Origin of the sequence: Amycolatopsis sp. AA4 (genome assembly GCF_002796545.1) — a bacterium.
In the GTDB taxonomy this organism is placed as follows: domain Bacteria; phylum Actinomycetota; class Actinomycetes; order Mycobacteriales; family Pseudonocardiaceae; genus Amycolatopsis.
Map to the genome: position 1 here is coordinate 7,774,257 of NZ_CP024894.1, position 13,678 is coordinate 7,787,934.

General features: G+C 70.6%; 13 protein-coding genes. 11 read left to right on the top strand and 2 right to left on the bottom strand.

What is annotated here, in order from left to right:
- Positions 1-35: 35 nt before the first annotated feature.
- Both CU254_RS35950 and CU254_RS35955 read left to right on the top strand, forming a co-directional pair.
- Positions 36-641 (top strand): RNA polymerase sigma factor, encoded by a 606-nt coding sequence (locus tag CU254_RS35950; protein WP_037715918.1) that lies wholly within the window; start codon positions 36-38, stop codon positions 639-641.
- A complete protein-coding gene (locus tag CU254_RS35955) occupies positions 638-1,729 on the top strand; it encodes a hypothetical protein (RefSeq protein ID WP_009084197.1) in 1,092 nt (363 codons plus the stop codon). Before CU254_RS35950 ends, CU254_RS35955 begins: the two co-directional genes overlap by 4 nt.
- Here CU254_RS35955 and radA read toward each other — a convergent pair whose 3' ends face one another.
- Both radA and CU254_RS35965 read right to left on the bottom strand, forming a co-directional pair.
- Positions 1,730-3,091 carry a DNA repair protein RadA gene (gene radA / locus CU254_RS35960; protein ID WP_009084198.1) on the bottom strand — a complete coding sequence of 454 codons (1,362 nt, stop codon included), beginning with the start codon at positions 3,089-3,091 and terminating at the stop codon, positions 1,730-1,732. It abuts the gene before it with no gap.
- Between the two features lie 46 nt (positions 3,092-3,137).
- Positions 3,138-3,818, bottom strand: coding sequence for a hypothetical protein (locus tag CU254_RS35965; protein WP_037718538.1), 681 nt, complete (start codon positions 3,816-3,818; stop codon positions 3,138-3,140).
- A gap of 275 nt (positions 3,819-4,093) precedes the next feature.
- On the opposite strand from CU254_RS35965, the gene CU254_RS35970 reads away from it, so the two are divergent.
- The 9 genes from CU254_RS35970 (at position 4,094) to CU254_RS36010 (ending at position 13,308) form a co-directional block, all read left to right on the top strand.
- Positions 4,094-4,585 carry a CarD family transcriptional regulator gene (locus CU254_RS35970; protein ID WP_009084200.1) on the top strand — a complete coding sequence of 164 codons (492 nt, stop codon included), beginning with the start codon at positions 4,094-4,096 and terminating at the stop codon, positions 4,583-4,585.
- Between the two features lie 67 nt (positions 4,586-4,652).
- Complete coding sequence (locus CU254_RS35975) at positions 4,653-5,297, top strand: 2-C-methyl-D-erythritol 4-phosphate cytidylyltransferase (RefSeq protein WP_037715920.1); 645 nt, start codon at positions 4,653-4,655, stop codon at positions 5,295-5,297.
- Positions 5,294-5,767: a 2-C-methyl-D-erythritol 2,4-cyclodiphosphate synthase gene (ispF, locus tag CU254_RS35980; RefSeq protein ID WP_037715922.1), complete on the top strand. Its 474-nt coding sequence runs from the start codon at positions 5,294-5,296 to the stop codon at positions 5,765-5,767. Before CU254_RS35975 ends, ispF begins: the two co-directional genes overlap by 4 nt.
- 204 nt (positions 5,768-5,971) lie before the next feature.
- The gene (locus tag CU254_RS35985) at positions 5,972-7,969 is read left to right on the top strand and encodes a hypothetical protein (RefSeq protein WP_009084202.1); all 1,998 of its coding nucleotides are present in this window, start codon (positions 5,972-5,974) and stop codon (positions 7,967-7,969) included.
- The gene (locus CU254_RS35990) at positions 7,966-9,438 is read left to right on the top strand and encodes an ABC transporter substrate-binding protein (RefSeq protein ID WP_009084203.1); all 1,473 of its coding nucleotides are present in this window, start codon (positions 7,966-7,968) and stop codon (positions 9,436-9,438) included. Before CU254_RS35985 ends, CU254_RS35990 begins: the two co-directional genes overlap by 4 nt.
- Positions 9,439-9,508: 70 nt before the next feature.
- A complete protein-coding gene (locus tag CU254_RS35995; RefSeq protein ID WP_009084204.1) occupies positions 9,509-10,195 on the top strand; it encodes an HAD family hydrolase in 687 nt (228 codons plus the stop codon).
- A 29-nt stretch (positions 10,196-10,224) separates the two neighbouring features.
- Positions 10,225-11,610 carry a cysteine--tRNA ligase gene (cysS, locus tag CU254_RS36000; protein ID WP_009084205.1) on the top strand — a complete coding sequence of 462 codons (1,386 nt, stop codon included), beginning with the start codon at positions 10,225-10,227 and terminating at the stop codon, positions 11,608-11,610.
- Positions 11,611-11,640: 30 nt separating this feature from the next.
- Positions 11,641-12,597, top strand: a complete 957-nt coding sequence (gene rlmB, locus CU254_RS36005; RefSeq protein ID WP_009084206.1) for a 23S rRNA (guanosine(2251)-2'-O)-methyltransferase RlmB — start codon at positions 11,641-11,643, stop codon at positions 12,595-12,597.
- A 39-nt stretch (positions 12,598-12,636) separates the two neighbouring features.
- Positions 12,637-13,308, top strand: a complete 672-nt coding sequence (locus tag CU254_RS36010; RefSeq protein WP_009084207.1) for a TetR/AcrR family transcriptional regulator — start codon at positions 12,637-12,639, stop codon at positions 13,306-13,308.
- Positions 13,309-13,678: the final 370 nt, after the last annotated feature.

A 13,678-nucleotide genomic window follows, 5' to 3' on the forward strand; every position in this document is an offset into this window, starting at 1 on the left:
GTGAACGCTCGCCCTCGGTGCGGGCAACAACGGGCATGCAGGTGACCCATGACGGTCCCGAGCCGGTGTCGGCCGGCCCGCAGGACCGCCCCGACCTGGGCGGCCCCGATCCCGCCCCGGCCTTCGGGCGGCTGTTCGACGCGCACGCGGCGACCATGCACCGGTATCTGGCGCGCCGCGTCGGCCCGGATACCGCGCACGATCTCGTCGCCGAGACGTTCCTCGTCGCGCTGCGCCGCCGGGACTCGTACCAGCCGGAGCTGGGCACCGCGCGCTCGTGGCTGTACGGGATCGCGACGAACCTGCTGCGCCACCACGTCCGCAGCGAAACCCGGGCGCTGCGAGCCACCGCGCGGCTCGCGAATTCCGGCGACCGCGGCCACGGCGGGCACGACACCCGGGTCGCCGAGCAAGTCGACGCGCAGGCCCGCGCGGCACAGCTGGCCGGCGCGCTTGCGAAGCTGAGCGTCGCCGACCGCGACACCCTGCTGCTGGTCTCGTGGGCCGGGCTGGAACCGGTCGAAGTCGCCGAGGCGCTCGGCATCCCGCCGGGCACCGTGCGTTCGAGGCTGCATCGGATCCGCAGATGGCTGCGCACCAACGCAGCCGCATCGACCCGCGAGGAGGCGAAGGAACAGTGAACGACGACACCGTGCGGCACCTGTGGTCCGACGCCGAACTCGACGCGGCCCTCGCCGCGCTGCATCCGCACGAGGGGGCCACCGATCGGGCCGAACTCGACCGGGCTCGCGCGAGCCTGATGCGGGCCGCCGCGGCAGCGAGCGAATCGGACGAACCTGTTGTCCCGCAACAGAAAAGCCGCTCGGGCGCGTGGCGATGGATCGCCGTGGCCGCCGCGGTCGCGCTCCTCACCGGCGGCGTGGTCGTGGTCCGGGAACTCGCCAGCGCGCCGACGACGCTGGCTCCAGCGGGCCCCGGTTCCCCGGCGGAGCGCCCCGAAGCGGGCGCGCCGTTCACCCACGTCGTGACCGAGTACAGCCGCACCGCGCTGGTGGGCGGGACCAGTGTGTTCCGGGTCCGGGAGCAGGCGGATCTGTGGATCCCGGCCGACGAGTCCGGGGTCTGGAAACGCCGCTGGACCCGGGCCGAATCACCGACGCTGCTCGGCGGGGACGACCGGGCCCGCGCGAAATTGGACGGACCGTCCCAGGCCGAGGAGTCCGCGCCCGGCGGACGGTTCGCCCACGACTCCCGCTTCCCCGGCGAATCGTCCCCGAGCGCCTTGCCGGGCTGGTTCCACCCGACCCCGGAGTTCGTCGCGAGCCTGCCGACCGACACCCACACGCTGACCGGCACCCTCCTGAAGGAGAGCAGCCCTCCGCGACCGCCGACGAGCGTCGGACCGCTGCCGCAGCCGGTGAACTACGGCGCTCCGAAGATCCCCGCCCCCATCAGCTATCCATCGGCCACCGGGCTGATCCTGAACGTGCTCGCTTCTGGATACGCGTCGCGCGAACTGCGGGGCGCCTTCCAGAAAGTGATGGACAACCCGTCGCTCGGCTTCGAGGTGGTGCAGATCAGCCCGGACTTCGTGCAGTACGCGGCACCCGCCGGTCCGTACCGGCTGCTCGTCTCGGTCGACCGCACGCGAGCCCACCTGACCGACATCCAGGCACTCGCCACAAGCCCCGCCACCGGATTCGCGCCCGGCACCCTGGTCAGCTCCGCCCGGTTCTCCTACCAGACCACCGACCGAGCAGGAGACTGATCATTTCGCGTGATTCGCCGCGTTGAGCGCACTCGCCACGTCCGGCACCTCCAGCACCCGGATACCGTCCGGCAGCTTGCCCGAATCCGGCGGCACCAACGCGTGCGTAAAGCCCAACCGAGCCGCCTCAGCGAGCCGGCGGCCCACGTTCGGGACCCGCCGGATCTCGCCCGCCAGCCCGACCTCGCCGACCGCCACCAGCCGCGGCGACAGCGCCACGTCGTGCAGGGACGAGGTCAGCGCGAGCACCAGCGCGAGGTCGATGGCGGGCTCGGTGATCTTCATGCCGCCGACCGTGGCGACGTAGACGTCCTTGTCGCCCAGCTTCATCCGGCCGCGTTTCTCCATCACGGCGAGCACCATGGCGACCCGCGCCGAATCGAGGCCGCTCACCGCGCGCCTCGGCTGCGGCATGCCGCTGCTCGACACCAGCGCCTGCACCTCGCCCAGCAATGGCCGTTTCCCTTCGACCGCGACCGTGACCGCGGTGCCCGGCACCGGCTCCGCCGTCCGGCTCAGGAACAGGCCGGACGGGTCGGGCACGCCGACGATGCCCTCCTCGGTGAGCTCGAAACAGCCGATCTCGTCCGCCGCGCCGAACCGGTTCTTGATGCCGCGCACCATCCGCAGCGTGGAGTGCTTGTCGCCCTCGAACTGCAGCACTACGTCCACCAGGTGCTCCAGCACGCGCGGACCGGCGACCGAACCGTCTTTCGTGACATGTCCCACGAGCACGACCGGCAGCCCGCGTTCCTTCGCCAGCGCGACGAGCCCGGCGGTGACCGCGCGCACCTGCGTCACGCCGCCCGGCGAGCCCTCGACCTGCGGCGATGCCACGGTCTGGACCGAATCGACGATCAGCACGCCCGGTTTCACCGCGTCGACGTGCCCGAGGATCGCGGACAGGTCGCTCTCCGCCGCGAGGAACATCTCACCGTGCACGTTGCCGGTGCGCTCGGCGCGCAGCCGGACCTGTCCCGCGGATTCCTCGCCGGTGACGTACAGCGAACGTCCGGCCGTGACCGCCCATTGGTAGGCGACCTCGAGCAGCAACGTGGACTTGCCGACCCCGGGTTCCCCGGCCAGCAGCGCCACCGCGCCGGGCACGAGGCCCCCGCCGAGCACCCGGTCCAGCTCCGGCACGCCGGTGGCCTTGGCCCGGGCCGCCTCGACGTCGACCTCGGCGATCGGCCGCGCGGGCGCGCTCGGCGCTCCGGCGGCCACCCGCGCGATCGCCGGTTTCGCGGAGCCGCGCTCCTCGAGCGTGCCCCACGCCTGGCATTCCGGGCAGCGGCCGACCCACTTCGCCGTTTCGTACCCGCATTCCGCGCACCGGTGGACGGTGCTGGTCTTCTTCACCACGCCGCGAGGCTATCGGCGGACACCGACAAAAATCGCGGCGACGCGATCAGGAGCCCGCGTGCGCCGGCGCGGCGACCGGCAGCGCGACCACGATCGGGCCGGCGTTCTGGAAGGTGAAGGTGACCTTGATCGTCGCGCCCGGCCACAGCGGCTGCTTGAGGCCCTGGAGCACGACCTTGCCGGTGCCGAGCGGGCTCGCCGCCCCGCCGTTCTCGCCCGCCTGCGGCGTGTTCGACGCCGAGCTGGGGGCGGAGTTCGCCGAGCTGTTCGGTGCCGAGCTGGGCGCGCTCGAGGGCACCGAGTTCATCTCGGAAGCCGGGGTGCTGTTCGCCGACTCCGACTTCGCCGGGGCGCCCTGCTCGACCGCGTCGGCCGGGCCGATCACGAGCGAGTGCCCGGCGACGATCACCGTGTCCCCGGAGATCTGCGCGGGACCGGAGGCGCCCTCGGACGTCACCGAGACGAGCTTGTCGTCCTTCTGGCCCTGGTTGACGATCGTGAGCGTGAGCGGGGCGGGCGAACCGGCCGGGTAGCCGGGGCCCTGCGCCGGGTACTGCACGGCGGCGTTGCGCAGCATGATCGTCTTCGCCTGGGCGTAGGTGCCGTTGACGGCGGGCTGCTGGGTGTCGGTCTGGGTGATCTGACCGGCTCCGCAACCGGCGAGCACGAGTGCGGCGCCGAGCGCCGACACGCCTGCGCCGAGCACGCGGCGATTCTGCAGCCTCACGTCAGAGTCCTTCCCTTTCACGGCCTCGTCCTTCCCGAAGACTAGCCGGGCGGTTTCCCGCGCGCGGAACCGGTGTGCGTTCCCGGCCGATCGACTGTCCACAAAGGATCTCCCGGACCCGGTCCGGACGCTGTCGGCTCACCTGCATGAGCACGGCGAAAACCGGTTTGTCAAGCCCTGCCCAAGCCGCTGACCTGCGACGACGATCCCGGGCCGCTAGGTGGCCGCCGAACAGCCGTGATAGGATGGACCTCAGCGAAAGGGGCAGAGGACACATGGTTTTCAAGGTCGGAGAGACCGTCGTCTACCCGCACCACGGTGCCGCACTCATCGAAGCCATCGAGACCCGCGTGATCAAGGGCGAGGAAAAGAAGTACCTCGTCCTCAAAGTCGCGCAAGGGGATCTTACGGTTCGCGTGCCCGCGGACAACGCCGAGATCGTCGGCGTACGCGATGTCGTCGGGCAAGAGGGACTGGACAAGGTCTTCGATGTTCTGCGTGCTCCGCACACCGAAGAGCCCACGAACTGGTCTCGTCGGTACAAGGCCAACCTGGAGAAACTCGCCTCGGGCGACGTGAACAAGGTGGCCGAAGTGGTGCGCGACCTCTGGCGGCGAGAAAAGGACCGCGGACTTTCAGCCGGCGAGAAACGCATGCTGGCGAAGGCACGGCAAATCCTGGTCAGCGAGCTCGCGCTCGCGGAGGGCACCGACGAGGGCAAGGCGGAAACGCTCCTCGACGAGGTCCTGGAGACCGCGACGGTCTGACCCCGGGTCCTCCGGTTCGCCCCCGCGGCAACCGGTTCCCTACGATCACGACCTGATGAACCCACAGGTGCACAGCGTCGCGTTCGTGACTGTCGCGCACCGTCCGGCCGATCCCGAGCTCGCGCTCGCGGCCGTCGGCGGTGCAGCACTACTCACGCACACCGTGCGGGGGCTGCTCGGCACACCGGAGATCGATCTGGTGGTCGCCGCAGCCCCCGAGCGGTGTGCGAAGTCGTTTTCCGAGGCTCTGCGCGGCCTCGGCTGCCGGGTCGTTCCCGGTTCCTCGCTCCGGCAGGCGTTCGCCGCCGTCGAGCCGCTTCTCGCGCCGGACGCCGTCGTGCTGGTGCACGACGCGCTGCGGGCGTTCACTCCACAACGGACGATCCGGCGGGTGCTGGCCGCGGTCCGGAACGGCGCGCCCGTCGCCGTGCCGGTGCTGCCGATGTCCGACACGGTGAAAACCACCGACGAATCCGGAATCGTCACCGCCACGGTCGATCGCGACGGTCTCCGCAGCGCGCAAACCCCGGTGGGTTTTTCCCTTTCCGCTTTCCGTTCCGCGCTCGCCGATTCCGCTGACCCCGGTCTCGCCGACACCGCGGGCGCGGCCACCGTCCCCGGCGATCCGGACGCGATGCGCGTCGCGAGCGCCTTCGAACTCACCCTCGCCGAGGCGCTCGTCGCCGGCGGGGACCGAGAGGATCCCCTGTGACCGATCTCCGGGTAGGCAACGGCGTCGACGTCCATCCGATCGAACCGGGCCGCGAATGCTGGATGGCCGGGCTGCTCTGGCCCGGGGTCGACGGCTGCGCGGGCCACTCGGACGGCGACGTCGCGGCCCATGCCCTGTGCGACGCCCTGCTGTCCGCCGCCGGTCTCGGCGACCTCGGCGCGGTATTCGGCACCGGCGATCCGCGCATGGACGGCGCGCACGGCACCGACATGCTCGTCGAGGTGCGCGCCTTGCTGGCGGCGGAGGGCTGGCAGGTGGCCAACGCGACCGTGCAGGTGATCGGCAACCACCCGCGGATCGGGAAACGGCGCGACGAGGCGCAGCGGGTGCTGAGCGACGCCGTCGGCGGACCGGTGAGCGTTTCCGGGACGACGTCGGACGGGCTCGGGCTCACCGGCCGCGGCGAGGGCATCGCGGCGGTCGCGACCGCGCTGCTCGTGCGCGGCTGAGCGGAATTCGCGCGGCCGGGAAATCGTCATATTCCCTTTTTCGCCGATAGCTGACCAGCGACCACAACGCGATTCCCGGAAAACGATCATTGCCGATCGGGCACGAATCTCCGCGGACTTCTGCGCGGGCAATCGCGGCTCATTATAGTTATTCCGCGACGTTCGCGGCGGCAGGGAGCGGGGCCGCCCGGCCAAAGGGGGACGATGCCCGTCGATGCGCATCGCTTGTCCGGAGTACGTTCGATCACCGGAAGGCTGGTCGAAGAACTGCTGAGCCGTCCGGGAGGACAGAGCAGACCGCTGCCGATCGCGGTGGCGCTCGGCGTGCGCGGTGCGGGGAAGTCGGCCCTGCTGGAGGAATTGCGCTCGCGGTGCGCGGACATCCCGCACGCGCTCGTCGATTTCGAGCGGCGCGACTGGGAGCAGATTCAGCCGCGGGAACTGCTGGGCCACCTGGCTTTTGATCTCGGCAGGCAATGGCGGCAATTCGGCCGTATCGCGTTTCCCCGGCTGTGGCTGTGCATGCTCGTGCTGAGCGCGCCGGTGGAACTCGGCGACCGCCGGGCCGCGCTGCGCAAACTCCGGGACCTGATCGCGAAAAACCAGCCGCTGGAACGCAATCGCGACGCGATCGTGGACGTCGTCAAGCTCGTCGGCGGGGTCACGTCCGGCAGCAGCCTCCCTGGTTGGCACGAGGCGACCGAACTGCTGCTGCGCGGGCTCAGCTGGTACGACCGGCGGCGGCTGATGGGCAAGGTCAAGGCCATGCCGACCGGACCCGGCAACCACCAGGACTTCCTGATCGAAATCGCCAAGCACGCGCACGGCGACGAGGAGGACCGGGCGGCGGTCGACGCGATCATCTGCGACGCGTTCCTCGCCGACCTGCGCCGCGCGTACTCCGGCCTCTCCGGGAGCCGCCGGACGATGAATTGCCTGGTATTGCTGGACAACGCGCACACGAAGGGCGGACAGGACTTCCTGCGCGCGCTCGTCGAGGCGCGCAGGCACACGCCGGACGAGGCCGATCCGCTGGTGGTGATCGCGACGAGCCGGACGTGGAATCCCGACTGGGGCGAAAGCTGGTCGATGGTCACCGCGCATCCGAGCAGCGACCGGGAAATCCGCCGGAACCCGGAGCACCGGACCAGCGGGCTCGACTGGCCGGTGCCGCGGCTGCCCGCACAGGTCGAAACCGATTGGCTCCCCGGCCAGCCGGACAACCGCTGGTCCCCGTGGTACCTGCTGGAACTCGGCACGCTTTCCAGCGGCGACGTCGTCGATGTCGCCGCCGCGCACGACGTGCACCCGACGTCGCGGCTGCCGCGGTTCCTGTCCCGGCTCACCGACGGACATCCCGGCGCGGTCCAGGAGATACTGCGGACCGTCGCCGCTCGATACGATCCCGCCAACCCGAACACGTTGCGGGAAGCCTTGTACACCAAGGTCGTCCTGGACGACGGCGGCGAGTCCACTTTGCTCGCCGAGATGTGCGACTACCTGCTGCAGGACTTCTCGACGGCGAGCCGACAGGAACTCGTCACCGCGAGCGCCGCGGTCGACGTGGAAATGCTGTTCCACAAGGAAATTCTCGACCTGCGCAATCCGATGGGCGAGGGCCCGCTGTTCAAACAGCTCGCCGATCAGCTGTGGCTGCGGGCGGATCCGGACGATCCGTCGCGCTACGTCCTGCACCCGTGGCTGCGCCGGCTGCTGCTGCGGAAGCTGGCGACGCGCCCCGACGATCACCCGTTGAGCTGGGAAAAGGTGCACACTCGCTGCCGCGATTTCTACGAGAAGAACGGCCGCGTCGCCGCCGCCCGCTACCACGACCTCGCGCTCGAGAACGTCGACGCGGTGGTGACGCATCTGTGCAAACCGCTCACCACGCCGCACGCCGAGTTCGACGTGCCGACCGCGGAAGCGTGGCTGGGCGAACTGGACACGATCACGGCCGCGCCTAACCGCCTGGTGGAGAACGCGGATCCGTACCCGCAGGTGCAGCAGCGCGTCGGCGAATGGGAAGGCGAACTGGAGACCACCATGGCGTGGCTGGTCGTTTCCCTGTGGCTGGCGCGCGATCCGCTCGGCGACCCGGGCGGCACCCTCAACGCCACGATCGAGAGCGGATTCCACCATCTGGCCCAAGGCCGGGGACGAGGATCGATGCTGTTGCACGAGCGAGCGGAGCGCTACCGATGACGCAACGGATCAAACCGCCCCGGCCGGCTTGGGCGAAGTGGCTGTGGGGCGGCGGCGTGGTGCTGCTGGCCGTGGTCATCGTGGTCGCCGTGGTCGTGGTCGTCCCGGCGATCAGCAAGGCGAACCGGACCTGTGGCACCGGCGTCGAAGAGCGCGGCGAGAATTCCGAATGCGTTGGCACGACGGACGGCGAATTCGTGTTCTCCCCCGACCTCGCGGAGGTGGAAAACAGAATTCATCAGGAAAACACTGAAACCGTCGGCTCCGGAAAGCCGTACGTGACCGTCGCGGTCCTGCTGCCGATGACGCTCACCGACCACGACATTCTTTCCCCCGAATGGGTGCGGCACCAGCTCGAAGGGGCGTATATCGCGCAGCACCGGGCCAACAAAACGCAGTCGTGGGGCAGCGTGCCGCTGATCCGGTTGCTGCTCGCCAACCCCGGCAGCCAGCTCAAACAGTGGGAGCCGGTGGTCGACGACCTGATCGGCCGCACCGGAGCCGACCGCATCGTGGGCGTGACCGGGATCGGGCTGAGCCTCGGCACCGCACGCAGCGCGATCCAGAAGCTGTCCGACCACCGCGTCCCGGTCGTCGCCTCGCATCTCGCCGCCGACGAGTTCTCGCAGATCCCCGGGTTCCTGCGGGTGTCCCCGACCAGCTCGACCTACGGCAGTTCGATGGCGGGGTACCTGAAGCCGACCGCGCACACCGCCGCCGTCGTGCAGGACCAGAACCCCGGCGATCTGTACCCGAAGACGCTGGCCACCGCGTTCGCCAGGACGTTCGCCGACGCCGCGCACCGGATCGTCGGACGCACCGAGTCCTACGACTCCAGCCTGCCCGGGATCGAGAACACGTTCCTGCAGATGATGCCCAACATCTGCGGCGACAACCCGGACGTCGTGTACTTCGCCGGCCGCGAGGACCACCTGAAGTCGTTCGTCGCGCAGCTCGCCCAGCGGCCCTGCCTCGATCGGCACCTGACCGTGCTGACCGGCGACCTCGCCCAGGTCGGCCCGCCCGGGCCGGAAATGCGCCGCGGCCTCCAGGCGAACGTCACCGTGCTCGCGCCCGGTCTCGCGCATCCGCAGGCCTGGCGCGACCACCCGGAGTCGTTCAACAAGGCGGCCGTCGCGAGCTTCGAAGAACCAGGGTGCGACGGCTGTTTCACCGCGGTCTTCCCCCGCGAACGGCTGGACGACGGCATCGCGATCCTGGCGCACGACGCGGTGCTGACCGTGGTCTGGGCCATCCGCGGCATCCCCCGGGTTCTGCCGGAAGAGGTCACCGCGCAGGACGTGCTGCAGGCCCGGAACCGGCTGCACGGACAGTCGGCGGTCCCGGGAGCGAGCGGCATGATCTCGTTCGACGACCGCGGCGACCCGGTGAACAAGGCGGTCCCGATCCTGCGGGTCCGGCTCGACGCGACGCCGGAGTTCGTGGAGCTGTACGTCCCGGCCGGCTGAGCGCGGCGAAGGTGAGCCGGGGACCACAAACGGGCGGCATCGCACCCGGATTGCCCGATAAGGTTGGCACGTGGCCATCAACGCGGTGTTGTTCGACTTCTCCGGCACTCTTTTCCGGCTCGAGCAGCAGGACGGCTGGCTCGACGACGTGCGCGACGACGACGGCGAGGTGCTCGACGTCGAAGCGCAGACCGAGCTGATGCGGCGGATGACCGCGCCGGTCGAGCAGTCCGTCGAACTGGACGAGGAGCACCTCTACGCCTGGCACAACCGCGACCGCGACCCGGAACTGCACCGGAAGGTGTACCTGGAGGTGCTGCGGCTGTCCGGCGTTCCCCGGCGCGACCAGGCCGAGGCGCTGTACCAGCAGCTCATCACGCCGGACCAGTGGACGCCGTACCCGGACACCGAGGCCGCGCTCAAGGCGGTCGCGAGCAGCGGGCGCAAGGCGGGCGTGCTGAGCAACATCGCGTTCGACATCCGGCCCGCGTTCGGCCAGCGCGGCTGGGACGCGCACGTCGCCGAGTTCACGCTGTCCTTCGAGGTCGGAGCGGTGAAACCGGAGCCGGAGATCTTCCAGTCGGCGATCGAGCGGCTCGGCGTGCGCGCCGAGGAGACGCTGATGGTCGGCGACAGCGAGGAGGCCGACGGCGGCGCCCGCGCGCTGGGCTGCCAGTTCGCGCTGGTGGACCCGCTGCCCACCGCGCAGCGGCCGGACGCGCTGCTCGGCGTGCTGCGGGAGCACGGCGTGCTCTGACCCACAGTGGTCCCGGTACCCTTTACCTCGTGGCTTTGCACCTGTACGACACCGCGACCCGTGCCCCTCGGGAGTTCACTCCCGTCCGCAGCGGAACGGCGTCGATCTACGTGTGTGGGGCCACCGTGCAGGGAGTACCGCATATCGGGCACGTCCGGGGCATGCTGAATTACGACGTGCTCCGCCGCTGGCTGCTCCACAGTGGACTCGACGTGCTGCTGGTCCGCAACGTCACCGACATCGACGACAAGATCCTCACGAAGGCCGCCGACGCCGGCCGGCCGTGGTGGGAGTGGGCGGCGACGCACGAGCGGGCGTTCGAGAAGGCGTACGAGGACCTCGGCTGCCTTCCGCCGTCGGTCACGCCGCGCGCGACCGGGCACGTCACGCAGATGGTCCAGCTGATGGAGCGGCTGATCGAGGCCGGGCACGCGTACGCCGTCGACGGCGACGTGTACTTCTCGGTGAAGTCGTTCCCGGAGTACGGCGCGCTGTCCGGGCAGCAGCTCGACGAGGTCCAGCAGGGCGAGACGCCCACGCGCGGCAAGCGCGATTCGCGCGACTTCACGCTGTGGAAGAGCGCGAAGCCGGGCGAACCGTCGTGGCCGACGCCGTGGGGCGACGGGCGCCCGGGCTGGCACCTGGAGTGCTCGGCGATGGCGACCAACTACCTCGGCGCCGAGTTCGACATCCACGGCGGCGGCGTCGACCTGGTGTTCCCGCACCACGAGAACGAACGCGCGCAGTCGAACGCGGCGGGCGACGGGTTCGCCCGCTACTGGCTGCACAACGCGTGGGTGACCATGTCCGGCGAGAAGATGTCGAAGTCGCTGGGCAACACGGTCTCGATCCCGGCGATGCTGGAGCGCTACCGCGCGCCCGAACTGCGCTACTACCTGGTGCAGCCGCACTACCGGTCCACGGTCGAGTACTCCGACGGCGCGGTTTCCGAGGCGGCCCAGGGCTACCGGCGGATCGAGGCGTTCCTGCGCCGGGCGGAGTCGGCTGGAGCGGTTCCGGTGGGCGAGGTGGCAGCGGAGTTCGCCGCGGCGATGGACGACGACCTGGCCACCCCGGCCGCGTTCGCCGTGGTGCACAACACGGTCCGCGACGGTAACGCCGCCCTCGACAGCGGCGACACCACGAAGGCGCTCGAATTGGCCGGCACGGTCCGCGGGATGACCGGCGTGCTCGGTCTCGACCCGCTGTCGCCGGACTGGGCGGACGGCGGCTCGGACACTCCCGTCCGCGACGCGCTCGGCACGCTCGTGGAAGCCCTGCTGGCCGAACGCCAGGAGGCCCGTGCGGCGAAGGACTTCGCCCGCGCGGACGCCGCCCGCGACCGTCTCGTGGCGGCGGGGATCGCGGTGGAAGACACCCCGAACGGTCCGCAGTGGACGGTCAGGAACTCCTGACCTCCTCGCGGCAGCAGAGATTGAGGATTCATGGCAGGCAACTCACAGCGCAAAGGTGCCATTCGCAAGACGGGCACCAAGAAGGGCGCCGTCGTCGGTTCGGGCGGGCAGCGGCGCAAGGCGCTCGAGGGCAAGGGCCCGACGCCGAAGGCCGAGGACCGGCCCGGGCACAAGGCGTACCGCGCTGCCAACGCCGCCAACAAGCGTGACCAGGCCCGGCAGAAGAAGGCCGACCGCCCCGAGCTGATCGCCGGCCGCAACCCGGTCGTCGAAGCGCTGCGCGCGGACGTGCCGGGCACGGCGCTGTACGTCGCGCTCAACATCGACATCGACGACCGGGTCAACGAGGCCGTCCGGCTCGCGGGCGACAAGGGCATCTCGATCCTGGAGATCCCGCGCGAGGAACTGGACCGCAAGACCAACCGGGCCATGCACCAGGGCCTCGGCCTGCAGGTGCCGCCTTTCGAGTACGCGCACCCCGACGACCTGATGCAGGCCGCGCGCGACTCGGGCAACACCCCGCTGTTCGTCGCGCTCGACGGCGTCACCGACCCGCGCAACCTCGGCGCGGTGATCCGGTCCGCCGCGGCGTTCGGCGCGCAGGGCGTTCTCCTGCCGGAACGCCGCAGCGCCGGAATGACCGCGGTCGCGTGGCGCACGAGCGCCGGCACCGCGGCGAAGCTGCCGATCGCAGTCGCCACGAACCTCACCCGCCAGCTGCGCGCGTGGGCGTCGAAGGGCCTGATGATCGTCGGTCTCGACGCGGACGGCACGGTCGACATCGACGCACTCGAACTGGCCGCGGACCCGCTGGTCGTCGTGCTCGGCTCGGAAGGCCGCGGGCTTTCCAGGCTGGTCCGCGAGACCTGCGACGCGACGGTGTCGATCCCGATGGCCGCTGGTGTGGAGTCGCTGAACGCCTCGGTCGCCGCCGGCGTGCTGCTGGCCGAGGTCGCCCGCCGCCGCCGGATCGCCGGACGCGTCTGATTTTTTCGGTGGAAGCACCGGCCTGTTATCGTCGATAACATGCCCGACGACGCCCGCACCCGCATCATCACGGCGGCCCTGGACCTGCTGACCAGCGGCGGCCCGGACGCGGTGTCGACCCGCGCGGTGAGCTCGGCGGCGGGCGTCCAGCCGCCGACGATTTATCGCCTTTTCGGAGACAAGGACGGTCTGCTCGACGCGATCACCGTCCAGGGCTACGCCGATTACCTGGCGGCGAAAACCGCGGAGCCGCCCGCCGCGGACCCGTTGGACGACCTGCGGCGGGGCTGGGATCAGCACCTGGAGCTCGGCCTGGCCAACCCCGCGCTGTACCTGCTGATGACGACCCGGCCCGGCCGTTCGCCCGCGTTGGAAAAGGCCCTGGAAATCCTCGCGGCACGAGTCAGCCGCGTCGCATCGGCCGGACGGCTCCGGGTGCCGGAACCCCTCGCCGCGGCTCTGATCCACGCCGCCGGCTCCGGGACGACGTTGAGCCTGATCTCGACGCCCCCGGATTCCCGCGACCTGACAGTCTCGACCGCGGCCCGGGAAGCGGTGCTCGCAGCGATCAGCACGGATCGGCCGGTTTCGCGAACCCCGGGCCCGGCCGCGGCGGCGACGGCTTTGCGCGCGGTGCTGCCACAGGTCTCGGGGTTGAGTGCGGCGGAGAAGGCGTTGATGGGCGAGTGGCTGGACCGGATCACCGATTGAGGTTGCCGGAACGCTTGCTTCGCTTCTGGTTCGCGCCTCTCTTCTGGCTCACGACTCTCGCGTCTTCTGCTCAGGCCTCTCGGGTCTTCTGGCTCGCGCACCTCGCGCTGCCGTCTCGCGTGGCTACCGCTCAGCTGCCGTAACTGCCCCGCCACGGCCGGATGGCCCGCCCTTCCTTCCGGCCTCTCGCACGCGTGAGCCCAAACCCGCCGCCCCATCCGCACGGCCACCGCCCTTCCGCCCCAACCCGTCGCCGCTCCTGCACGGCCACCGCCCCGCCGCGCCAACTCCCGCCCTTCGCGCTGCCGCAGCGCATGCCATGACTTTCTTGCGCAGCCGCTCACCTACTGCCCTCGCGCCGTCGCCTCGC

Bases quoted from the DNA above. Each gene is read 5' to 3' on its own strand.
- CU254_RS36010 (WP_009084207.1), top strand. From the start codon at position 12,637: ATGCCCGACGACGCCCGCACCCGCATCATCACGGCGGCCCTGGACCTG.
- CU254_RS35970 (WP_009084200.1), top strand. From the start codon at position 4,094: ATGGTTTTCAAGGTCGGAGAGACCGTCGTCTACCCGCACCACGGTGCC.
- CU254_RS35990 (WP_009084203.1), top strand. From the start codon at position 7,966: ATGACGCAACGGATCAAACCGCCCCGGCCGGCTTGGGCGAAGTGGCTG.
- CU254_RS35985 (WP_009084202.1), top strand. From the start codon at position 5,972: ATGCCCGTCGATGCGCATCGCTTGTCCGGAGTACGTTCGATCACCGGA.
- CU254_RS35950 (WP_037715918.1), top strand. From the start codon at position 36: ATGCAGGTGACCCATGACGGTCCCGAGCCGGTGTCGGCCGGCCCGCAG.
- rlmB (WP_009084206.1), top strand. From the start codon at position 11,641: ATGGCAGGCAACTCACAGCGCAAAGGTGCCATTCGCAAGACGGGCACC.